This window comes from Variovorax sp. PBS-H4, from assembly GCF_901827205.1.
Taxonomy (GTDB): domain Bacteria; phylum Pseudomonadota; class Gammaproteobacteria; order Burkholderiales; family Burkholderiaceae_C; genus Variovorax.
This window is the reverse complement of record NZ_LR594675.1, coordinates 2,842,333-2,863,956: the sequence shown is the minus strand read 5'-3', so window position 1 is coordinate 2,863,956 and position 21,624 is coordinate 2,842,333. Positions and strand designations below refer to the sequence as shown.

At 69.2% G+C, this 21,624-nt stretch carries 17 protein-coding genes; 5 read left to right on the top strand and 12 right to left on the bottom strand.

The window, feature by feature from the left end; all coding sequences use genetic code 11:
- Positions 1-17 precede the first annotated feature (17 nt).
- The 4 genes from E5CHR_RS13470 to E5CHR_RS13455 are packed head-to-tail and all read left to right on the top strand — an operon-like array spanning position 18 to position 4,640.
- A complete protein-coding gene (locus tag E5CHR_RS13470) occupies positions 18-2,708 on the top strand; it encodes a circularly permuted type 2 ATP-grasp protein (RefSeq protein ID WP_443083073.1) in 2,691 nt (896 codons plus the stop codon).
- 9 nt (positions 2,709-2,717) lie between these two features.
- The gene (locus E5CHR_RS13465; RefSeq protein ID WP_162580316.1) at positions 2,718-3,713 is read left to right on the top strand and encodes a transglutaminase family protein; all 996 of its coding nucleotides are present in this window, start codon (positions 2,718-2,720) and stop codon (positions 3,711-3,713) included.
- A complete protein-coding gene (locus E5CHR_RS13460; RefSeq protein ID WP_162580315.1) occupies positions 3,710-4,168 on the top strand; it encodes a RidA family protein in 459 nt (152 codons plus the stop codon). Before E5CHR_RS13465 ends, E5CHR_RS13460 begins: the two co-directional genes overlap by 4 nt.
- Complete coding sequence (locus E5CHR_RS13455; protein ID WP_162580314.1) at positions 4,089-4,640, top strand: Lrp/AsnC family transcriptional regulator; 552 nt, start codon at positions 4,089-4,091, stop codon at positions 4,638-4,640. The genes E5CHR_RS13460 and E5CHR_RS13455 overlap by 80 nt, the downstream gene beginning before the upstream one ends.
- Positions 4,641-4,797: 157 nt before the next feature.
- Here the strand turns inward: E5CHR_RS13455 and E5CHR_RS13450 are convergent, their stop codons facing one another.
- From E5CHR_RS13450 to E5CHR_RS13400, 11 genes are all read right to left on the bottom strand, one after another.
- Positions 4,798-6,039: an MFS transporter gene (locus E5CHR_RS13450; protein ID WP_162580313.1), complete on the bottom strand. Its 1,242-nt coding sequence runs from the start codon at positions 6,037-6,039 to the stop codon at positions 4,798-4,800.
- A 248-nt stretch (positions 6,040-6,287) separates the two neighbouring features.
- On the bottom strand, positions 6,288-7,799 hold the full coding sequence (gene amaB / locus E5CHR_RS13445; RefSeq protein ID WP_162580312.1) for an L-piperidine-6-carboxylate dehydrogenase: 1,512 nt from the start codon (positions 7,797-7,799) through the stop codon (positions 6,288-6,290).
- Complete coding sequence (locus E5CHR_RS13440) at positions 7,796-9,001, bottom strand: saccharopine dehydrogenase family protein (protein ID WP_162580311.1); 1,206 nt, start codon at positions 8,999-9,001, stop codon at positions 7,796-7,798. The genes amaB and E5CHR_RS13440 overlap by 4 nt, the downstream gene beginning before the upstream one ends.
- 192 nt (positions 9,002-9,193) lie before the next feature.
- Positions 9,194-10,219, bottom strand: a complete 1,026-nt coding sequence (locus tag E5CHR_RS13435) for a LacI family DNA-binding transcriptional regulator (protein ID WP_162583710.1) — start codon at positions 10,217-10,219, stop codon at positions 9,194-9,196.
- A gap of 2 nt (positions 10,220-10,221) precedes the next feature.
- Positions 10,222-11,208, bottom strand: coding sequence for a 2-hydroxyacid dehydrogenase (locus E5CHR_RS13430; RefSeq protein ID WP_162580310.1), 987 nt, complete (start codon positions 11,206-11,208; stop codon positions 10,222-10,224).
- The gene (locus tag E5CHR_RS13425; RefSeq protein WP_162580309.1) at positions 11,208-12,158 is read right to left on the bottom strand and encodes a sugar kinase; all 951 of its coding nucleotides are present in this window, start codon (positions 12,156-12,158) and stop codon (positions 11,208-11,210) included. The genes E5CHR_RS13430 and E5CHR_RS13425 overlap by 1 nt, the downstream gene beginning before the upstream one ends.
- A 10-nt stretch (positions 12,159-12,168) precedes the next feature.
- Entirely contained in the window at positions 12,169-12,909 is a 741-nt protein-coding gene (locus tag E5CHR_RS13420) for a sugar phosphate isomerase/epimerase family protein (protein WP_162580308.1), read from the bottom strand.
- A gap of 112 nt (positions 12,910-13,021) precedes the next feature.
- Complete coding sequence (locus tag E5CHR_RS13415) at positions 13,022-13,801, bottom strand: amino acid ABC transporter ATP-binding protein (RefSeq protein WP_162580307.1); 780 nt, start codon at positions 13,799-13,801, stop codon at positions 13,022-13,024.
- A 40-nt stretch (positions 13,802-13,841) separates the two neighbouring features.
- Positions 13,842-14,639 carry a transporter substrate-binding domain-containing protein gene (locus E5CHR_RS13410; RefSeq protein ID WP_162580306.1) on the bottom strand — a complete coding sequence of 266 codons (798 nt, stop codon included), beginning with the start codon at positions 14,637-14,639 and terminating at the stop codon, positions 13,842-13,844.
- A gap of 43 nt (positions 14,640-14,682) precedes the next feature.
- On the bottom strand, positions 14,683-15,336 hold the full coding sequence (locus E5CHR_RS13405; RefSeq protein WP_162580305.1) for an amino acid ABC transporter permease: 654 nt from the start codon (positions 15,334-15,336) through the stop codon (positions 14,683-14,685).
- Between the two features lie 13 nt (positions 15,337-15,349).
- A complete protein-coding gene (locus E5CHR_RS13400) occupies positions 15,350-16,021 on the bottom strand; it encodes an amino acid ABC transporter permease (RefSeq protein ID WP_162580304.1) in 672 nt (223 codons plus the stop codon).
- Positions 16,022-16,187: 166 nt separating this feature from the next.
- Here E5CHR_RS13400 and E5CHR_RS13395 point away from each other — a divergent pair, with 166 nt between their 5' ends.
- Entirely contained in the window at positions 16,188-17,891 is a 1,704-nt protein-coding gene (locus E5CHR_RS13395; protein ID WP_162580303.1) for a hypothetical protein, read from the top strand.
- Positions 17,892-17,934: 43 nt separating this feature from the next.
- On the opposite strand, the gene E5CHR_RS13390 is transcribed toward E5CHR_RS13395, so the two are convergent.
- Positions 17,935-21,498 (bottom strand): patatin-like phospholipase family protein, encoded by a 3,564-nt coding sequence (locus tag E5CHR_RS13390; RefSeq protein ID WP_162580302.1) that lies wholly within the window; start codon positions 21,496-21,498, stop codon positions 17,935-17,937.
- Positions 21,499-21,624 lie beyond the last annotated feature (126 nt).

Here is a 21,624-nt window from a genome sequence, read left to right as displayed (position 1 = left end):
AGCGCACCGTGGACCCCTTGAACGAATCCCTCTTCGACGCACAGGCGCTGGAATCACCAGCCGAACTGGCGTCATCGCTCGCGCCGCCAGCCGCGCCGGGGCACTTCGACGAGCTGCGCGGCCTCTCCACCCCTGCGCCCGCCGGCGCGCCGCGGCTCGGCGTGCCCTCGCAGCCGGCGCCGCTGCATGACGCCTCGTCCCCACGCCCGGCAGCGCTGCCCGAGCCCGCGGCCGGCGAGCGCAGCCCGCTGGCGCCGCACTGGGCCGACTTCTTCGAGCAGCTCGGCACCGAGGGCTTCCGCGACCTGCCCCGGCGCGCCGTCAGCCTGGAGCGCCAGATTCGCGACAACGGCGTCACCTACAACGTGTATGCCGATACCGGCGGCCCGCAGCGGCCCTGGTCGCTCGATCTCTTCCCGCTGATCGTCCCGCCCGAGAGCTGGGCCGCAATCGAGGCCGGCGCGCTGCAGCGCGTGCGCCTGCTCGACCGCATCCTGGCCGACGTCTACGGGCCGCAGCAACTGCTGGCCGAAGGCCTGCTGCCGCCCGCCCTGGTGCAGGGCAATCCGGGCTACCTGCGCGCGATGCATGGCGTGCGCCCGCCCGGCGACACCTGGCTGCGCATCGCCGCCCTCGACCTCGCCCGCGGTCCCGACGGCAATTGGTGGGTGGTGTCGCAGCGCACGCAGGCTCCTTCCGGTCTCGGCTACCTGCTGGAGAACCGCCTGGCCATTGCGCGCCAGTTTCCGCAGGCCTTCGAAGCACTGAACGTGCAGCGCCTGGCTGCCACCTATAACGCGATGATGGAAGGCCTCCAGAGCATGTGCCCGGCCGGCCAGCCGCCGCACATCGCGCTGCTGACGCCCGGGCCCTACAACGAGACCTACTTCGAGCACGCCTACATCGCCCGCTACCTCGGCATCACGCTGGTCGAGGGCAACGACCTCACGGTGCGCGACCAGCGGCTCTACCTCAAGACCTTGCAGGGCCTGCGGCCGGTCCACGGGCTCATCAAGCGGCTCGACGACCAGTTCCTCGATCCGCTGGAGCTGCGGGCCGACTCGACGCTTGGCGTTCCCGGCCTGCTGCAGGCGATACGCGCCGGCAACGTGCTGCTGGCCAACACGCCGGGCTCCGCCTTCCTTGAATCTCCCGCGCTGCTGGGCTTTCTGCCCGCACTGTCGCGTCGCCTGCTCGGCGAGAAGCTCCTCCTGCCGGCGCTGCCCACCTGGTGGTGCGGCGAGCGCGCCGCGATGGAGGCGGTGCTGCCGCAGCTGGCCGGCTGCGCCATCAAGCCCACCTACGCCGGCGAAGAGGGGCATGCCGGCTTCGAGACCCAGCTCGGCAGCCGCTTGAGCCGGCGCGAGCTCGACGAATGGGCAGGCCGCATCGTGCGCGCAGGCGACGAATACACCGTGCAGAACTACCTGCCGACTTCGCAGATGCCGACCTGGGCCCAGGACCTCGGCGCCGGACACATCGCGCCGCGCTCGGTGCTGCTGCGCGTGTTTGTCGTCTGCGTGGGCCCGCAGTCCTGGCGCGTGTTGCCCGGCGGCCTGGCGCGGCTGGCCGGGGCCGACGCGCAGATCGCCTCGATGCAGCGCGGTGGCAGCAGCGCCGACGTGTGGGTGCAGACGCACGGCGAGGTCGACCGCACCACCCGGCTGCAGGTGCACGCCACGCCCGCTTCGCTCGCGCGCCACCGTGCGCCGGTCACCAGCCGCGCGGCCGAGAACATGTACTGGCTGGGCCGCTATACCGAGCGCGCCGAGAACGCCGTGCGCCTGGCGCGGCTCACGCTCGACCTGCTCAGCGGCGAAGACCCCTCCTCGCCTGCGCTGCTGGCGTGGCTGCACGACATGGCGCTGCGCAACGCGCTGGTACCGCGCGACGTGCCCAGCCTGCCGCGCTCGCGGCGCGTGTTCGAGCGCTCGCTGATCGCCGAGCTGGCCGACATCGACGAGGGCGGCAGCGTCGGCTACAGCCTGCGCTGCGTGCGCCAGGCTGCGGCTGCGGTGCGCGAACGGCTGTCGCCGGACCACTGGAACCAGATCGTGCGCGCCGAGGGCGAATTCATGCGCCGCAGCGCCGAGCAGGCCGGCGAGCGCGTGGAAGGCGGCCACGCCAGTGCCGCGGCGCTGCGCATGCTCGAGTCGACCAGCGCCGCACTGGCCGCGATGACCGGTGCCCAGACCGACCGCATGACGCGCGACGACGCCTGGCGCCTGCTCTCCATCGGCCGCCACATCGAGCGCCTGGCTTTCCTGTCGAGCGCGCTGGCGGCCGGCTTCGAGATCGGCTCGGTGCACGACGTGAGCGGCTTCGAAGCCATGGTCGCCCTGTTCGACAGCACCATCACCTTCCACGCGCGCTACCAGCAGCGGCGCGACGTCGCGCCCCTGGTCGACTTGCTGGTGCTCGACGGCGACAACCCGCGCTCGCTGGCCTGGGTCACCCAGACGCTGCGCGGGCGCATTGCGCGGCTCGCGGGCAGCGCGCCGGGCAAGCTCACGGCGCTTTCGCACGAGCTGCCCGACCCTGCCACCTGGACCCTCGAGCTCCTGTGCCAGCCCGGGCCCGATGAGGACTACGGCGCGCTGATGCAACTGCTCGAGACCTGCGAGACCGCCGCCTACCATGTGTCGGATGCGATCGGCATCCGCTACTTCACCCTCACTTTCGAATCGCTGCGCTCCGTCGGGGCGTAGGGCCTGGCCATGCTCCTGCACGTGACCCACGAGACGCGCTACGCGTATTCGCCCCCGGTGGAAACCGCGCAGCACCTCGCGCACCTCAAGCCGCGGACCACGCCGGCGCAGCGCCTGGTGAGCCACGCGCTTGCCGTCAGCCCCGAGCCGGCGCAGCGCAGCGAATCGCCCGACGTCTACGGCAATGTGCGCGCCTTTTTTGCGCTGGATTCGACCCACGACGAGCTGGTGGTGAGGGCCGAGAGCGTGGTCGAGACCTCTACGCCCGTGCTCTCGGCGGCCGCGGCCCGCGAGCTGCCGTGGGAAGAGGTGCGAGAGCGCTTCCGCTATGCCAAGGGCGCGCGCTTCGACGCCGCTGCCGAATTCGTCTTCCCCTCGCACTACGTGCCGCGGCATGACGACTTCGCCGCCTATGCGCGGCCCAGCTTCACGCCGGGCCGCCCGGTGTTCGACGCCGCCATGGACCTGGCGCTGCGCATGCATGCCGACTTTCGCTACGACAGCGCCAGCACCGAGATCAGCACGCCGGCACTCGAGGCCCTGGCGCAGCGCCATGGCGTGTGCCAGGACTTCGCGCACATCATGATCGCGTGCTTTCGCACCCTGGGCCTGCCGGCGCGCTACGTCAGCGGCTACCTGCTGACCCAGCCGCCGCCAGGGCGGCCTCGGCTCCTCGGCGCCGACGCCTCGCACGCCTGGGTCTCGGTCTACATTCCCGGTGCCGACGGGCCCGGCGACTGGGCCGAGTTCGATCCGACCAACGGCCGCCAGCCTGGCGACGACTACGTGGCGCTGGCCGTCGGCCGCGACTACTCCGACGTCTCGCCCATGCGCGGCGTGCTGCACGGCGGCGCACGCCACACGCTGGACGTGCGGGTCACGGTGCAGCCGCTCGAGGAGCTGCGGGCCGAGGCTGCGCAGGCGGTCAAGCAGGTGCAGGCACAAACGCAAACGCAAACGCAGACACAATCGCCTCTCCAAGATCCAGACAAGGAATCCCCATGAGCATCGACGACAAACTCAAAAGCCTCGGCATCACGCTCCCTCCGGTCGCGGTCCCCGCCGCCGCCTACGTGCCTTTCGTGCAGACCGGCAAGCTGGTCTTCCTCTCCGGCCATATCGCGAAGAAGGACGGCAAGCCCTGGGTCGGCCAGCTCGGCGCAAGCCTCGGCACCGAGGAAGGCAAGCAGGCTGCGCGTGCCATCGCGATCGACCTGCTGGGCACGCTGCAGGCCGCCATCGGCGACCTGAACGAGGTCAAGCGCATCGTCAAGGTGATGAGCCTCGTCAACTCGACGGCCTCTTTCACCGAGCAGCACCTGGTGACCAACGGCGCCAGCGAGTTCTTTGCCGAAGTCTTTGGCCCTGAGAAGGGCGCGCATGCGCGCAGTGCCTTCGGCGTGGCGCAGATCCCCTTCGGCGCCTGCGTCGAGATCGAGCTCGTCGCCGAAGTCGAATGACGCCGCGGTTCGCTTGGACGACACCGACCGCCACCTGCTGAGCCTGCTGCAGGCCAACGCCCGCGCCCCCGCGGCCGAGCTGGCGCGCAAGTTGAAGGTGGCGCGAACCACCGTCGTCGCGCGCATCGCCCGCCTGGAGCGCGAGGGCGTGATTGCCGGCTATGGCGTGCGCCTCGGCCAGTGCCTGGAGCAGGCCGCCGTGCGCGCGTACTGCGGCCTGAGCGTCGCGCCGAAGATGGCAGCCGGCGTGATCCGCGCGCTGGAACGGCTGCCCGAGCTGGAGGAGCTCTCGGCCGTCAGCGGCGAATACGACTACATGCTCGCGCTGCGCTGCAAGACCAACGAGCAGCTCGACGCCCTGCTCGACCGCATCGGCCTGATCGAGGGCATCCAGCACACCCACACCTCGGTGGTGCTGAGCCGCAAGATCGATCGGCGCAGCGCGGTGAGCGAGGTGCGGCAATCGACTTAAGGGATGCAGCGCCCCACCCGCACCGGGACGGTAGGTGCCTTTCGCGGTGGCACCGGAAGCGAACAACATCGTCCTGAACCCGGACCCCTATGGCGTTCGCATCCATCAAGATCACGGTCGAGCGGAACCCCTTCGGCTTCGATGATCGAATGTTTTTTTAAGACCGCTCGGCCGACGCATTCAAGGCCAGCGCACGCGGCGCCCGCCCCAGTGCGGCAATGACGGCTGCCGCCACCAGCACCAGCGCGGCGCTCATCAGCATGGTGTTCGCGATGCCGTAGCCGTCCACCACCACGCCGCCGGCCAGCGCGCCGCTGGCAATGGCGACCTGGAAGCCGCTTACCAGCAGGGCCTGCCCGGCCTCGGGGGCATCAGGCACGGCCTGCATCATCCAGCCGGTGAGCGCCACCGGGATCAGGCCGAAGGCCGCGCCCCAGACCACGACCACCACCGCGCCGGCCAGCATGCCGCTGCCGACCAGCGTCGACAGCACCAGGGCCGACGCCAGCAGCAGCGCCGCCGCCAGCGCAGCCAGGCGAACGCTGCGTGCCACCAGGCTGCCGCCGAAGAAGGTGCCGACGAAGCCGGTCGCGCCATAGACCAGCAGCAAGGTCGTCACCTCATCCGGACCGAGGCCGAAGCTCTGCTGCAGCAGCGGCTTGAGGTAGGTGTAGGCCGCGAAGTGGCCGGCGATGAGGAACAGCACCGCGAGCAGACCCACCTGCGCCATGCGGCGGGTGAGCGGCGTCAGCAGATCGCGCGGCCGGATCGCACGCGCCGGCGGCATCGAAGGCAATAGCCAGATCTGCATCAGCAGTACCGCAGCCGCGAGCACGCCGGTCGCTCCGAAGGCAGTGCGCCAGCCGGCCAGGTCGCCGAGAAAGGCGGTGAGCGGCACGCCGAACACCGTCGCGCCCGAGACGCCTGCCAGCACGATCGACATGGCGCGCGCCTTCGAGACGTCGGGCACGAGCTGGGTGCCGGCACCGGGCGCGAAGGTCCAGAAGCCGCCGATGCACAAGCCCAGCATCAGGCGCGCAACGAGCATGGTCGCGAAGTTGGGCGCCAGCGCTGCGAGGAAGTTCGAAGCCACCAGCAGCGCGCTGAGCGCGATCATCACCGTGCGCCGGTCGAGCCGGCCCGAGGCCACGATCAGGGCCGGTCCGGCGAAAGCGGCCAGCACGCCGGGCATCGTCACCATCAGGCCCGCAGTGCCGTCGGAGGTGCCGAGGCCGGCGGCAATATCGGTCAGCAGGCCAATGGGCAGGAACTCGGTCGTGACCATGGCGAAGGTGCCGACGGCGATGGAGCCGACTCCGAGCCAGGCGGAACGCGAGGCTTCTTCCGTATGCGCGGGCGTGAGCACGGCGCCGTCGCAAGTGGTGCAGGGAGCATTCATGTGAGGGGTTCTTCGAAAAAGAAAAGCCTGGGCCTGCGGGGCAGCCCGGGCTTGCGGTTTGAGCAGCACCGAGTCTGCAGGCGCTGCGCCGTTCGTCCAAGACGGCGTGGAGAAGTTGTCCGTTTCCCGATGGCTAACAATGCGTGGCGAAGAAGCTCATGCGCGAAACGAGGGAGGCTTGTGCATTTTGAACGCCCGGAGCCCTCAGCCCTGCCCCGTGCCAGCGGAGAGGGAGTCAAACCGGGCAATCAGCCGAAGCGAATCCCCTGCGCCAGCGGCAGCTCGGTCGAAAAGTTGATGGTGTTGGTGCTGCGGCGCATGTACTGCTTCCATGCATCCGAGCCGCTCTCGCGGTCGCCGCCGGTTTCCTTCTCGCCGCCGAAGGCGCCGCCGATCTCGGCGCCGCTCGGCCCGATATTGACGTTGGCCATGCCGCAGTCGGAACCCGCGGCCGAGATGAAGCGTTCGATCTCGCGCAGATTGTTGGAGAAGATGCACGAAGACAAGCCCTGCGGCACGTCGTTGTGCATGGCAATCGCGTCGTCGAGCCCTTCGTAGTCCATCACGTAGAGCAGTGGTGCGAAGGTCTCGCGTCGCACTACCTCGGTCTGCGCCGGCATCTCCGCGATGGCGGGGCGAACGTACCAGGCACGCGCGAACCGCTCCGCAAGCACGCGCTCGCCGCCGGTGACGATGCGCCCGCCCTGCGCCTTTGCCTCTGCGATGGCGGCCTGCATTGCGCCGAACGCGGCCTCATCGATCAGCGGCCCGACCAGCGTGCGCTCCTCCAGCGGATCGCCAATGCGCAGGCTTCCATAGGCCGGCAGCAGCTTGCCGAGCAGCGCGTCCTTGACGCTGCGGTGGACGATCAATCGCCGCAGCGAGGTGCAGCGCTGGCCTGCCGTGCCTACCGCGCTGAACAGGATGGCGCGCACCGCCATGTCGAGGTCGGCGTCGGGCGTCACGACCATCGCGTTGTTGCCGCCCAGTTCGAGGATGCGGCGCCCGAAACGCGCCGCCACGCGCGGTCCTACCGCGCGGCCCATGCGGGTGGAGCCGGTCGCCGAGACCAGTGGGATCAACGGGCTCTCGACCAGCGCCTCGGCCTGGAGGCCGCCGCCGATCACGATCTGCGCCAGTCCGGCTGGCGCACGCTCGCCGAAACGGGCGATGGCGCGCTCCAGCGCGCGGAAGGTCGCAAGGCCCGACAACGGCGCCTTCTGCGAAGGCTTGAAGATCACCGGGTCGCCGCACACCAGCGCGATGGCGGCATTCCATGCGAACACTGCGCTCGGGAAGTTGAAGGCGGTGATCACTGCCACCGGCCCCAGCGGGTGGTACTGCTCCATGATGCGGTGGCCGGGGCGCTCCGAGACAATGGTCCTGCCGTAGAGCTGCCGCGAGAGGCCGAGCGCGAATTCGCAGATGTCGACCGCCTCCTGCACCTCGCCGAGGCCCTCCTGCGCAATCTTCCCCACCTCGATCGAGATCACGCGGCCGATCGACGCCTTGGCCTCGCGCAGTTCCTCGCCCCAGAGCCGCACCAGCTCGCCGCGCGCCGGTGCCGGCACCTCGCGCCACTGGCGGAAGGCGGACTGGGCCTGCTCGAGCATCGCCGGCACCGAGGCCAGCGGCGTCTCGTGCAGGCGGGCGATCTCGGCGCCGTCGATGGGCGACCGCACGCACAGGCTGCCGCCCGATCGCTGCTCGGCGGCGATGCCGCAGCGCTCGAACAGGACTGAGTGTTCTTCATGGTTCATGGGCGGGCCTCCTTCGCTCGGCGGTGCCGGATCGGTGGCGGCCAAGTATGGACGGCCGCATGGCCCTGGCGCGCGGTTGCTCGCGACAGCGTCGAGGCCGACTCGTTCAGCGCCGCATAGCAGCTGCCCACGCGGGTGCTCAGGAAGGCGTCCAGCCCCACTTGTTCCTGCCCGACGAAACCGCGTGCCGGCAGGCGTCCGGCGCGCAGCAGCTCGAACGCACCGACCACCCCGGCCGCAGTCGCGAGCTCGATGGCAGTGCGGTCCACGCCGCGCAGCCGGCCGCCGTGGATTCGCGCCATGCGCGTCAACTGCTCGAAGCGGCCGTGGCGCTCCCCGGTCGCAGAGGCGAAGACGATCACGACATCGTCGCGGCTGTGCGGCACAGCATGCTCCAGCACCTGCCGCAGCAGCTCGCGCCGCTCGACCAGTCGCAGGTCATGCAGCAGAAAGTCCATCGCGTCGCGATGCCCCGGGTAGCGCAGCGTCTTGTAGTCGAGGTTGCGCACCCGGCCCGCCAGTGTCTCGGCCAGCGTGCCCAGCCCGCCGGAGGTGTGGAAGGCTTCGTAGGCCTCGCCTTCGAGCAGCAGCGTCTCGTGCCCTTCGAGCGGCTGCACCGACACCGGCTGGCCTTGCACGATCGCGGCGCAGGGATTGCAGTACTCGTTGATGAGGCCGTCGATGCTCCAGGTGAAGGCGTAGCGCAGGCGGTTGGTTGCATGGCGCGGCAGCGCACCCACGCGCAGGTGCAGGTCGCGCAGCGTGTCGAAGCGACCGGCCAGCTGCATGCCGAGCATGCCGATCACGCCCGGCGCCAAGCCGCATTGCGGCATCAGCACCGTGTCGGCGCTGGGCGCCAGCGCGCGGATGGCGGCTGTGGCCGCCACGTCCTCGGTCAGGTCGAAGTAATGCAGGCCCTGTGCGCAGGCGGCCGCGGCGACACGCGCGGCCAGATGGAAAGGCAAGGCATTGATGACAACCTGATGGCCGGCCATCACCGCCGCGAGCGCGACGTCCTCTTCCACGTCGAGCACGACGCGTGCGATCCCGTGGTCGCCAAGCTTCGCAAGCGGCAGCGTGCGATCCGCCAAAGTCACCGGCAGGTGGTGGTACTCGGCCACCATGTCGGCCACCGTGCTGCCCACCTTGCCGGCGCCCAGCACCAGGACCTTCTGAAACCTGTCGTTGTCGGTCGGGTTCATCGCGCACCTCTTTTCGCATTCATGCGAACACTGTAGGTGCGAGGCCTGGCAGGCGGAAGCCGCCAAAGCGTCAGGAAAGCGCCGTGATGCAAGCGGAACGTCGGGTCGCCTGCGTCGAATGCTCGGTGCCCGCCAGGCCATGCGACGCATTGCCGTTCGGGGCGCGAGCGCAATGCCTCGCGATGACGCCGGCTATCGCGCGCCCGACGACCCGCGCACCACCAGCTCCCCCGGCAGCAACATCTGCCTCGGCGGTCCCTCGAGCCCGCGCAGGCGCTCGATCAGGCAGCTTGCCGCGGTCCGGCCGATCGCATCGGTGGGCTGAGCGATGGTGCTGAGGCCCGGGCCGATCAACGGCGCCCATTCGGGATCGTCGAAGCCCACGAAGCCAAGCTCGACGCCGAAGTGCCAGCCCAGGCGCGCCATCGCCGAGGCCACGCGCAGGGTCACGACCGCGTTGCCGGACAGCACGGCGGCGCGGCGCCCTCGCCCGGCACGCTTGCGCACGGCGCGCAGGGCGGCGTCGAGCGCATCGTTGTCCTCGCCGCTGCTTTCGAACACCTCCCCGGACACGCGCGGCTGGTGCGCCGCGACGCAATCGCAGAAGGCCGCGGTGCGCTCGCGCCGCGAGCTCACGCCCTTCAACGGCTCGGTGATATAGAGCAACTCGCGATAGCCGCCCTCGACCAGGTGGCCACAGGCAGCCTTCATTGCGGCGGGGTTGTCGAGCGAGACGAAGTCGGTGTGCATGCCGGCATGCCGGCGATCGACCAGCACCGCAGGCTTGCCGTGCAGCGCGTCCGCATCGACCAGCCCCGCGCCGCGGCCGAGCGTGTTCAGGATGAAGCCATCGACCTGGTAGCCGGCGAGCGCGTCGATCGCCTCTCGCTCGCGATCGATGTCGTTGCCCAGGTTGAACAGCATTACCAGGTAGCCGGCCTCCTGGCAGGCCTTCTCGGCACCGCGCAGCACGGCCACCGAATAGGGGTTGGTGATGTCGGCCACGATCAGGCCGATCAGGCGCGAGCGGCCATGGCTCAGGGCCTGCGCCATCGGGCTGGGCGTGTAGGCCAGCTTGGCGACGGCGGCCTCCACTCGCTTGGCGATGTCGGCGCTGAGCAGGCGATCGCGGTGGTTCAGGAAGCGGGAGACAGTGGCCTTGGAGACACCGGCCTCCTTCGCCACGTCGGCAATGGTTGCTCGTGAAGGCTTCTTCAGACTCACGCGAAGGCCGTGTCGTAGGCCGCGACGGGCCGCTCGCCGGCCAGCGCCTTCAGCAGGTTGGTCGTCGCCAGCTCGGCCATGGCATGCCGCGTCTCGTACGTGGCCGAGCCGATGTGCGGCAGCGGCGTCACGCGCGGATGGGTGCGCAGCGGTGAATCGTGGGGCAGCGGCTCGGTCGCGAACACATCGAGGCCCGCGGCCCGCAGCGTGCCCTGGTCGAGCGCAGCCAGCAGCGCGGGCTCCTGCACCGTGGCGCCACGCCCGCCGTTGATGAAGATCGCGCCGGGTTTCATGCGGGCGAACACGCGCGCATCGATCATGCCGCGCGTGCTGTCCGACAGCGGCAGCATGGCGACCACGATGTCGGCGCGTGCCAGCAGCTCGTCGAGCGGCGTGTGCGCGGCGCGGCCCAGCAGCTCGGGCGCCTGCTCCGCCAGGTCGACGGCGCGCCGCGCGTGGTAGAGCACCGGCATGCCGAAGCCCAGGGCCGCACGCCTGGCGATGGCCTGGCCGATGCGGCCGAAGCCGAGCAGGCCGAGCGTCTTGCCGTGCACGTCGCAGCCGAACAGCGCCTCGTCGATATTCCTGGTCCAGCGGCCCTCCCGCACCAGGTTCGACAACTCGACCACGCGGCGGCTGGTCGCCATCAGCAGCGCGAAGACGGTGTCGGCCACCGTCTCGTCGAGCACGCCGGGCGTGTGGCACAGCAGGATCCCGCGCGCATGCAGGGCAGCCAGCGAGTAGTTGTCGACGCCGACCGAGACGCTGGAGATCACCTCCAGTTTGGGCGCACGCGCGAGCAGCGCCTCGTCGACCGGAAAGCTGGAGCCGATCAGGCCCTGGGCCTCGGGCAGCGCGGCTTCGAAGGCGCCGAGCTGCGCAGCGATCCGCGGGTTGGCGACGGTGACTTCGTGCGCGGCCTGCAGGCGCGCCAATTGGTCGTCGGGGAGTTCGCGAAAGACCAGCACTTTCTTCCTGCGCATCACAGCCTCGCCTCTTCGAGTTGCGCCCGCGTCGGCAGGCCTTCGGTGTCGCCCAGCACCTGCACTGCGCGAGCGCCGATCCAGGCGCCGCGGCGCACTGCCTCCGGCACCGCCCTGCCCTCCAGCAGCGCGCTGATCACGCCCACGGCGAAGCCGTCGCCGGCGCCGACGGTGTCGACCACCTGCGCCACAGGAAAGCCGTCGACCTGGCCGGTGCCCGCGGCATCGCTGTCGTAGTAGGCACCCTGCGCACCGAGCTTGACCACCACCAGCTTGGCACCGCGTTCGCGGTAGAAGCGCGCCACGCCTTCAGGCGTGGACTGACCGGTAAGCAGCAGGCCTTCTTCCATGCCAGGCAGCACCCAGTCGGCGCGGGACGCCAGCTCGTTGATCCAGTGGCGCATGGTCTCGGTCGAGGACCACAGCGTCGGCCGCAGATTGGGATCGAAGGAAATCGTGCGGCCGGCCGCGCGCATCACCTCCATCGCCTTCAAGGATGCCTGCAGGCTGGTGTCGGAGATGGCAGCGAACACGCCGGTCGCATGCAGGTGCCGCGCCGAGCGCAGCCAGGCCTCGTCGACGTCGGCCGGGCCCATGTGGCTCGCGGCCGAGCCCTTGCGGTGGTACTCGACCGGCGGATCGCTGCCGTCGGTCACGCGGCCCTTGAACTGGAAGCCGGTGCGCTGCGACGGATCGCTGGTCACGTGCGAGCAGTCGATGCCTTCGGCCTGCATGGTGGCCAGCAGCGAACGGCCCATCGAATCGGTGCCGAGCCGGCTGGCCCAGCCGACCTTCAGGCCCAGGCGCGACAGGCCGATCGCGACGTTGGTCTCGGCGCCGGCCGTGCGCTTGTGGAAAGCGGTCGCGTTCTCGATCGGTCCGGGCTGGTCGGCGACCAGCAGCAGCATTGCTTCGCCGAACAGGGCGACATCGAAGGCAGAATTCGTCATCGCGCAGCTTTCAGCGAACCGAACGGATCTGCGCGATCTGCTCGCGCGTGACGGCGAGCAGATCGTCGCCGACCAGGGGGTATTCGATGGCGTGCGGCACATCCGCGGGCAAGGCCCGCAGTACCGCACGCCACGGCGCCATCGACTCGGCCAGCGGTACCGCGACCCATTTGGCCGGCAGGCGCTGTACGCCCTTGCAGTGCACATAGCGCACCCGCGGCGCCAGTGCCTGGGCCGCGGCGAGCGGGCATTCGCCCAGCCAGTGCCAGTTGCCCATGTCGAAGGTCATGCCCAGGTCGAGCCCTGCCGAATCGGCCGCGCTGAAGAAGCCCTGCAGCGCGGGCAGCGTGCCGGCCCGTGCCGTCTGGTCGTTCTCGATCAACAGCTCGACCTCGGGCGCCTGTTCATGGAGCAGTTCCCTGAGCCGCGCCAGCGAGCCCTGCGATCCTGCAGCGTAGCCGCCGATGGACATCTTGAGCCGATGCGCGCGCAGGACGCCCACCGCCGCCAGGCCGCGCGCGAGCGCCCCCTCATCCAGCGCGCCGTTGTCCGACCACAGTCCCTCCGGACTCGAATAGACGGAGGCCAGGCCCGCCAATTCAGGCAGCTCCGCGGACGCGTTGCGCAACAGCTCGCCGCGCACCTCCACGCTGTCAGCCCCTGCCTCCAGCGCCAGCCGCGTACACCAAAGCTGCCCATGCCGCCCCACCTCGGCCGCACCAAAGGAAGACAAGGAAACGAGGACGTTCATATCGACATCTCTCCTTCGGGGAACACCGCGGAACCGGCTTTGCCGGGCCGCTGGTGTTGCCCCCGGTGAGGGGGTGGGCGGCCACACGAAGTGGGCCAACCTGGGGGAGAACTCATGATGCCTGGTGCGAACTGAGGATCTGACCCAGGAACTGCCGCGTCTTCTCGTGCTTGGGGCTGCCGAAGAATGCCTGCGGCGGCGCCTGCTCGATGATTTTGCCGTCGGCCATGAAGATCACGCGATCGGCCACGCTGCGCGCGAAGCCCATCTCGTGCGTCACGCACAGCATGGTCATGCCGTCCTCGGCCAGGCCGATCATCGTGTCCAGCACTTCCTTGACCATCTCGGGATCGAGCGCGGAAGTCGGCTCGTCGAACAGCATGATCTTGGGCGACATGCACAGCGCCCGCGCGATGGCCACCCGCTGCTGCTGGCCGCCGGAGAGCTGGCTCGGGTACTTGTGGGCCTGCTCCGGAATGCGCACCCGCGCCAGGTACTTCATTGCGACCTGCTCGGCCTCTTCCTTCGACATGCCGCGCGATCGCATGGGCGCCAGCGTGCAGTTCTGGAGGATGGTCAGGTGGGGGAACAGGTTGAACTGCTGGAACACCATACCGACCTCGGCACGCACGGCATCGACGTTTTTCCCGCCGGCCGTGAGATCGATGCCGTCGACCACGATCTTGCCCTTCTGTACCGTCTCGAGCCGGTTGATGCAGCGGATGAGCGTGGATTTGCCGGAACCCGAGGGCCCGCAGATCACGATGCGCTCGCCGGTGCGCACCGACAGGTCGATGCCGGTCAGCACCTGGAAAGTGCCGTACCACTTGTTCACCCCTTCCATGCGGATGATGGGCTCGGCGCCGGCGTGGGTCGCGACTGCGTCCGTCATGAGGATGCGCTCCTGTCTCTGTTCTTCTCCATGCGCAAGCTCAGTTGAGCTTGGGCAGGTCCGTCTGCAGCCACTTGTTGTACAGCTTGTTGAGCTCGCCGTTGGCCGTGTTCTTCGACACGAACTCGTTGACGTTCTTCAGCAGGTCGTCCTGGCCGGGGCGCATGGCGATGGCCATGGCCTGCTGCACCAGGGTGAACTTGTTCTCGAACGTGTCGGCAGGCACCCGCTTGGCGATCTGCGCGGCCACGGTGACGGAGCAGCCGATGGCGTCGACCTGGCCCGAGATCAGCGCCTGCATGGCCGAGGCGTCGTCGTCGAAGCGGCGGATCTCGGTGCCCTCGGGCGCGGCCTTGGTCACCGCCACGTCTTGCGTACTGGCGCGCGCCACGCCGACGCGCACCCCCTTCAGGTCGGCCGCACCCTTGATGTTGGCGCCCTTCTTGCCGTAGAGAACGATGGTGGCCGCGGCATAGGGCTGCGAGAACTGCACCTGCTTGGCGCGCTCGGGCGTCACCGCCAGCGAAGCCACCAGGAGGTCGACCTTGTTGGTCAGCAGGAAGGGGATGCGGTTCGGACCGGTGACCGGCACGATGTTGGCCTTGACGCCCCAGTCCTTGGCCAGCAGCTTGGCGACATCGGCGTCGTAGCCATCGGGCTGGTTCTGCGCGTTGGTGGTGCCGTAAGGCGGGAAGTCGACCAGCATGCCGATCGTGACTTCGCCCTTCTTCTTGATGTCGGCCACGGACTGGGCCGAGGCGAGCGGTGCAAAGGCGGTCAGCGCGGCGCCCAGGCCCAGGGCGGCGATGGCGGCACGGCGGGTGGTGAGGAAAGTCATGGAAGGGGTCTCCTTGGATTGAATGGAAAAGAAGGAAGCAAGCTCAGCGCGCCAGTGCCCGGGCACGCTTGCGCTCCATGTGCGCCGCCATCAAAGACAGCGGCCAGCAGATGACGAAGTAGATGGCCGCCACCGTGGTGAACACGTACAGCGGCTGGAAGGTCGCGTTGTTGATGATCTGCCCGGCGCGCGTGACCTCGGTGAAGCCGATGATCGCGGCGAGCGAGGTCCCCTTGATGATCTGCACCACGTAGCCCACCGTCGGCGCCAGCGCGATCTTGAAGGCCTGCGGCAGCACCACGTCGCGCATGCGGCTCGCATAGCCGAGGTTGAGCGCATGGGCGGCCTCGGTCTGGCCGCGCGGAATGGCCTCGATGCAGCCGCGCCAGATCTCGCCGAGAAAGGCCGCGCTGTTGAGCACCAGCGCCACGCCGGCGGCGATCCACGGGTTGATGTCGAAGCCGAGCACCGGCGCGCCGAAGAAGATCAGGAACAGTTGCAGCAACAGCGGTGTGCCCTGGAAGACCTGGATGAAGCCGGTGGAGAGCACGCGCGCCGCCCTGCTTTCGGACGTGCGCGCCAGCGCGATGACCAGCCCCAGGATCGCACCGCCGATGAAGGCGATCAGCGACAGCGCCAAGGTCCACTTGGCGGCCTCGAGGATGAAGAGGAAATCAGGAAAGCCGAAAGTACGCATGGATGACAATGCCTCAGCGCCGGTCCGGGTAGTTGAGCGTGCGCCGGTAGATCAGCTTGAACAGCGCCGAGAACAGCAGCGCGAGCGCCAGGTAGATGCCGGCGACCACGATGTAGATCTCGAAGCTGCGGAAGGTCTGCGACTGCAGGTTGGCCGCGACCGAGGTGAGGTCGTCGGCCGAGATCACCGACACGACCGCTGAACTCAGCATCAGCAGGATGAACTGGCTGGTGAGCGCCGGGTAGATGGCCTTCAGCGCGGGCTTGATGATCACGAAGCGGAAGATCTCCCACGGCTTCAGGTTGAGCGCCCGGCCGGCTTCGATCTGCCCCTTGGGAATGGACTCGATGCCGGCGCGGATGATCTCGGTCGCGTAGGCGCCGAGGTTCACCACCATCGCGGTGAGCGCGGCCGTGTACGGCGACCAGCGCAGCCCGATGGCCGGCAGCGCGAAGAAAAAGAAGAACAGCTGCACCAGGAAAGGCGTGTTGCGGATCACCTCGATGTAGGCGTTGATGATGAAGCGCAGCCAGCCCGGCCCGGAGGTCTTGCCCCAGGCGCAGAAGACCGCCACCACCAGGCCCAGCAGCGTGGCCACGAGCGAGAGCTGGATCGTGATCCAGGTGCCCTTCAGCAGCAGCGGCCAGGCGGCGAAGACGGCGTCGAACTGGAATTGGTAGTTCACTTTGAATGAGGGTCTGGGAGCCTGTGGCGCTTGCGTTGCAGCGGCACCGAAAGGCATTCTCGAAGGCTTGCGTCAGTGTACTGAAACCGGTTTCAGCGTGGATCAGGGATTTCCCTAAACCGCTCTGTCGTCAGCCGCGCGCCATGCGCATGCCTACACTCGCGCCATGCAGCAAATCACTCCAACGGCAGAAGCTGCGACGCAGGCGGCAACTACCGGCGCGGCGCCCGCCGTACGTCATTTGCGCGCCACCCTGCTGTGGCCGCTGCGCCTGATGCCGGTGCAGGGGCAGCAGTTGCAACGGCGCAGTCCCTGGCAGCTGTTGACGGAGATGGGCGATGCCTCCCCCTGGCGCGAGGAGGTCGACGAATACACGGGCAACAGCGAAGGCTTCCACGAGCGCCACTACAACGAGTTCGTGAGCTTCCTGCCCTATGTGCAGCGGTTCCTCTACGGCGACGGCCGCCGCGGCCGGGAGGCAGGCGGCACGGGCGGGGAGTCGCCGATGCGCATCTTTCGCCGGCGCGACCTCGCGGCCGTCCGTGTCGTCGCGCGTCCGGGCGATGCGCCCATCACGCTCCATGTGGTGCACACGGACCTCTACTTCTTCTTCGACGTCGACGTGGTGATGCTCAACATGGAGGTCGGCGTGGACGACCTGAGCTTGCCGCAGGCGCAGGAGGTCCTCTACCGCTTCGGCCGCGCCTACCCCGGTGGATGGGACACGCACGGCACGGCGCTGCACTGCATGGCCAGCGTCGAGTGGCTGGACGCCGGCGGCCGCGTGCTCGCGAGCTCCGATGCGCAGCAGCGCGACCTCTTCCTCGAACACGTGGCCGAGCACCGCGCGCCGCGCATCGCAGCGCACTGGGCCTGGTTGATGCAGCCGCTGGTCAGCGACCATTCGGGCGAGGCCGGCGCGCTGCGCTTTCGCCAACTCGAGTACTACCGCATGCCGCTGATGGCCTACCTGGCCCTCGACGATCCGCGCCGCCTCTCGCGCAGCGACTTCATCCGGCTGGCGCTGGTGACAGGCGCCGCCGAGCCCGCCGTGGGCGGCAGCGGGCCCCAGCCTTTTCCGGAGGAACACCTGGCCGATTTCGAACAGCGCTACTGCTACGACCGCTTCTGGGTCGATGCGGGGAGCGCACCGAACACGCGCTACCTGTGCAGCGGCCGCTCGCTGGTGGTGGTCGGCGTGGCGGATTCGGAGTACTTCTGCTGCCGCGACCGCGGTGTGCTGGCGCAGTTCCGGCACCAGCACTTCCTGGTGTTCCTCATCGCGCATTTCCAGAAGGCGGCGCTGCTGATGTTTTCCGATCGCCTGGTCGAGGCACTGCGGCGGCTCGACGTGCACGACCTGGCGAGCGTCAAACTCTTCAAGCGCGCGATCCGCGCAAGCTTCGAAGGCTTCCTGCGCTTTACCCACCGCTACTGGTTCCACGAGATCTCGGAACAGGCGCAGGTGCGCGCCCTGTCGCGCCTGTGCACCACGCACCTGGCGCTCGACCCCCTCTATGAAGAGGTCAAGGAGCGCATCGCCGACATGAACACCTACCTGGACGCCGACAGCCTGCGGCGGCAAGCGAACACGGTGGTGCGCCTCACGGTGGTCACGCTGTTCGGGCTGATCGGCACCATCACCACCGGCTTCCTCGGGATGAACCTGCTGGCCGAAGCGGACGCACCGCTGTGGCGGAAGCTGCTGTGGTTCGGCGTCGTGGGCGGCCTCACGACGTGGCTGACCTTCTACACCATGATCAAGTCCAAGCGGCTCTCGGACTTCATCGACGCGCTCTCGGACGAGCGGCACAGCTTCAGGAGCCGGCTCGCGGTGCTGGGGCGGGTGTGGCGGCCTGGGTCGGACTGAAGTTTCGTACGGGCCTGCGTGCCAATTCAGCAGGCCCATGCCTTCAGTTCGCCAGTGGCCCGCCGGTGCGCGGCAGCCACACTTCGATGTTGTTCTTCGTCTCGGCGCCGCCCTGCGGTCGCAGTTTGATCGCCCAGGGCTGGCCCGTCGGCGAGGCAGCGGTCTGGATCAGTGCCTCGGCGCAGGGCCGGGTCTTCTCGTCGCGGATGATGATGGTCGGCTCCGGATGGCCGACCGGCGGCGAGCGCCCGGCCCGGCGCGAGGTGCTCAGCACATCTTCGAGGGGCGGCACCGAGGCGCCCAGCGTGCGCCAAGGGCCGCGCCAGCTGCGCGCCCGGTCGCGCAGCGCGGGACCGTAGAGCTGGATGTAGACCACCGTGCCAGCGCAGATGTCGGCGGCAGGCGGTGGCGGCGGCGGCGGGGGCGCTTCGGTCCCGTTCGAGGGCTCGACGCCCGGGCCGGGGGCAGCGTTCGGATAGGGTTGCACTGCGGGACCGGCCGCGGGCGGGGCCGATCCGATCGGCACCTCGTCCGGGCCCACGTCCCGGATGCGGTCGCGCAGCCACACCACCGCGGGCCAGGGCGCGGGCAGGATGCCGCTGCAGTTCTGCTTGGAGCCGACCTGGCCGGTGTAGTCGCGGGCCCAGTAGCGCGGCGCGCAGGGCGGCGCCTGCGCGGGCTGCAGGCAGTCGATGCCGTTGCCTGCATCGAGCAGGCGCGCGCAGGCCGGCGTACGCTGCTCGGCGGGCGCCCTGGCGCAGGCCTGCTTGGCGTCATCCACGATACGCACCGAGAGCCGGAACTTGGCCATGAAGTTGTCGCGCCCTTCGCGGCACAGCAGGTCGCCAGTGCGCAGCAGTTCGGCGGCCAACTGGGCGGACGCCTCGCTGTTCGATGCGCTCGCCTGCAGGCGGGCCCAGTGCTCGGTCAGTTCCTTGAAGGAGCTGTTCTCTGCCTTCTCCGTCTCGGCCCGCTGCGCGCGCCAGCTGTCGATGCCCTGCCAGGCCGCGACGGCGAAGGTCGCGGCGGTCCCGATGCCGACAGAGGCGGTCACCGCGCCCGCCCGCATCACGCGTGCCTGCAGTCGGCTCATCGACCCCACGGCGGCCGCGGTGGCGCTGTCCTTGTCCGGCGCCTTGCCGTCGCCCGTCGGAGCGGCCTTCATGATTGGCTGCGGCTGCCCGTCATCCGGCACGAACATGCCGGGGGCGCCCGCCGCCACCTGCGCCAGCATGTCGCCCTCGAGGCGCGTGCCGATCTCGGCACCGAGGCGGAAATAGCTTTCCCACTGCGCCTCGTCGAAGAACTGGTCGGTGGTGGGCTGCTGCGGGAACAGCGGATTGGCGGCCTTGAAGTTCACCAGGTCCACCGGCAGGGCAGCCGAAACATTGGGCTTGACCAGCACGATCTGCCCGGTCGCCCCGCTGGCATAGCGCACCTGCGCCAGCGCCAGGCAAGCCTGGCTCTGGGTCGAGGCCAGGTCGTTGAGGGAACCGAAGGCGCCCAGGTGCGCCCAGTCGGCGTCGGGCCGCGGCTTCATGAAGGTGATTTCGGCATTGAGGTCGATGCGCGCGCGGCGAATCAAGATCTCCAGATCGCAGAACCGGTAGTCCGGGTCGGCGCCGCAATCGGCGACCACGATCAGCGCGGCCTCCTGGCGCAGCAGCGTGTAGGCGCCGGTGTTCTCGAAGTGGCCGCCGTCGCTCAGGTACCAGTTGGCGGAGCTGCTGCCGGGAAAGACGCCGAAGCATTCGAGCAGCATGAAGCGCGTCTTCATCAGCAGCGGGCTGCCATGCACCGCGGCACCGCGCTGCACGATGCCCGCTTCGGCACTGTTCCACCAGTAGCCCAGGCGCAGGCCGGCGAAGACCGACAACGCCGCAATGCCGCGCTTGGTCAGGCGGCCGAGGCCGGGCGCGAAGGCTGCGCCCGAGATCGCGGTCCATGCGCCCAGGGTGAGCGCGCCATCGCCGCGCGCCTGCGCCCAGCCCGCGCCGCCGGCCTGCATCCAGCCCTGTGGACCGATGGTCAGCGGCAGGCTGCGCCGGTCGCGGTTGAAGAGCTTCTGCTTGGTGTCGTGCGTCTGGTTGATGCAGACGTTGGCCAGGTGCACCGGACCGCCGTGCAGGTGCGGCGCATAGTGGAGCTGGGAGATGTCGTCCTGCGGGTCGACCTCGCCGACCGGCACCTGCGGCGGCTCGAGCCCCGAGACCTGCTCCGTCGGGCTTGCGCCGAGGCGGCGTGCGTTGGCCGCGCCCAGGTAGCCGCGCACGATCCGCGCCTTGTAGAACATGTGCAGCGAGGAGACGTTGAGGAAGCCGAAGTTGCGCCCCGTCACCAGCGCGTAGCTGAAGACGATGACGAAAATCGTGCCCAGCCAGACCCAGCCGCGCGAGAAGTCCAACCCGGACGGCGTGAACACCGGCAGCAGCGTCGCCGCATACACCACGCCCACCCACCAGGCCGCGAGGCAGAAGGCCAGCAGCAAGCCTGCCAGGCTCGCAATGCTGAGCATCAGCGTCTTGCCGATGCCGGGTGCCTGCTGCTTCTGAGACAGCATCATCGGCAGCACGCCGCGCAGCGCCGCCGCCACCAGCAGCAAGGCGGCGCCGTAGGAGGCACGCATGTCTTGGCTCTCGGCTGCGATCCACCATCCGACCCGGTCGAGCAGGCCCAGCATCACGATCAGCAGCGCGGTGTTGATCACCGAAGCGAGCGCGTCGGTCAGGTCGTTGCGCAACTGCGCGGGCGAACGTTTCCGGCTGCGCCACAGCACCCACAGCAGCGCGAGCACCCAGCACGATGCGAAGCCCACGAACGCCGGGGCCGGCCATCCCGGCCCGCTGTAGTGGCGGACCAACTGCGGTCCGACCCAGCAGGCCCCTGCGGCGAGTGCACACCACATCCCCACCTGCAGCAGCATCGATACCGTGGATCTCCGGTCGCGTACCGACCAATAGGCACAGGCCAGCACGATCGAGGCGATGAAGGGCCCCACCAGCGTGAACCACAGCGTCGGCCATTGCGTCGCCCACTGCACCAGGAGGCGCAGCGAATGCACGCTGCCCAGGTCGCTGACGCCGACCACCGAGTCGGGCGGCACGCTGTTGAGGTCGACCGCTCGGAACACCGAGTCCCACAGCACCAGGTTGATGGCGGCCAGCACCATGCCGATCAGGCTGGCGGCGATCGCGATCTCGATGTGCGTGCCCAGCAGGTTGCGCAGGTAGAGCGCACCTGCAAACAGCGTATCGCGCAGGCCCCCGGGGATCAGGTAGCGGCCGTTGCCGCGCAGCCACCAGCCGAAACGCGCGCGGTCGACGTCGCCGAAGGCGCGCTCGATCTCGCGCACCTCCTCGGCCGATTTCGCGTTGGTGCACAGCCGTCCCAGCGTGGCGCCGATGTAGCCGCCGCCCGAGACCGTGGAGACCAGGTCGAACTCGAGCAGTTGCCGGCGCGCGGCCAGCGACTTGAGCAGGCCGAGGCAGAAGGTCGCGCTGCGGATGCCGCCGCCCGACAGCGCCAGGCCCCACGGCCGCCTGCCGTCATCGGCCCCCGAGAGCGCCTCGCGGCGGGCCGTGACCAGCTTGCGGATCGCTTCGTCCATGCGGCTCCTCGTCGTTCCGCACGGAATATTTCATGCCTCGCAGGGGCCGGCAATGCCGCGAACGGCCTATGCCGGATCACAGGTAAGCTCGGCCGTCGCCGCAACAGCCCTCTCCTCTTCCGAGCC

Bases quoted from the DNA above. Each gene is read 5' to 3' on its own strand.
- E5CHR_RS13410 (WP_162580306.1), bottom strand. From the start codon at position 14,639: ATGACTTTCCTCACCACCCGCCGTGCCGCCATCGCCGCCCTGGGCCTG.
- E5CHR_RS13455 (WP_162580314.1), top strand. From the start codon at position 4,089: ATGCGCGCAGTGCCTTCGGCGTGGCGCAGATCCCCTTCGGCGCCTGCG.
- amaB (WP_162580312.1), bottom strand. From the start codon at position 7,799: ATGAACCATGAAGAACACTCAGTCCTGTTCGAGCGCTGCGGCATCGCC.
- E5CHR_RS13450 (WP_162580313.1), bottom strand. From the start codon at position 6,039: ATGAATGCTCCCTGCACCACTTGCGACGGCGCCGTGCTCACGCCCGCG.
- E5CHR_RS13395 (WP_162580303.1), top strand. From the start codon at position 16,188: ATGCAGCAAATCACTCCAACGGCAGAAGCTGCGACGCAGGCGGCAACT.
- E5CHR_RS13465 (WP_162580316.1), top strand. From the start codon at position 2,718: ATGCTCCTGCACGTGACCCACGAGACGCGCTACGCGTATTCGCCCCCG.
- E5CHR_RS13415 (WP_162580307.1), bottom strand. From the start codon at position 13,801: ATGACGGACGCAGTCGCGACCCACGCCGGCGCCGAGCCCATCATCCGC.
- E5CHR_RS13460 (WP_162580315.1), top strand. From the start codon at position 3,710: ATGAGCATCGACGACAAACTCAAAAGCCTCGGCATCACGCTCCCTCCG.
- E5CHR_RS13405 (WP_162580305.1), bottom strand. From the start codon at position 15,336: ATGCGTACTTTCGGCTTTCCTGATTTCCTCTTCATCCTCGAGGCCGCC.
- E5CHR_RS13430 (WP_162580310.1), bottom strand. From the start codon at position 11,208: ATGCGCAGGAAGAAAGTGCTGGTCTTTCGCGAACTCCCCGACGACCAA.
- E5CHR_RS13420 (WP_162580308.1), bottom strand. From the start codon at position 12,909: ATGAACGTCCTCGTTTCCTTGTCTTCCTTTGGTGCGGCCGAGGTGGGG.
- E5CHR_RS13440 (WP_162580311.1), bottom strand. From the start codon at position 9,001: ATGAACCCGACCGACAACGACAGGTTTCAGAAGGTCCTGGTGCTGGGC.
- E5CHR_RS13425 (WP_162580309.1), bottom strand. From the start codon at position 12,158: ATGACGAATTCTGCCTTCGATGTCGCCCTGTTCGGCGAAGCAATGCTG.
- E5CHR_RS13390 (WP_162580302.1), bottom strand. From the start codon at position 21,498: ATGGACGAAGCGATCCGCAAGCTGGTCACGGCCCGCCGCGAGGCGCTC.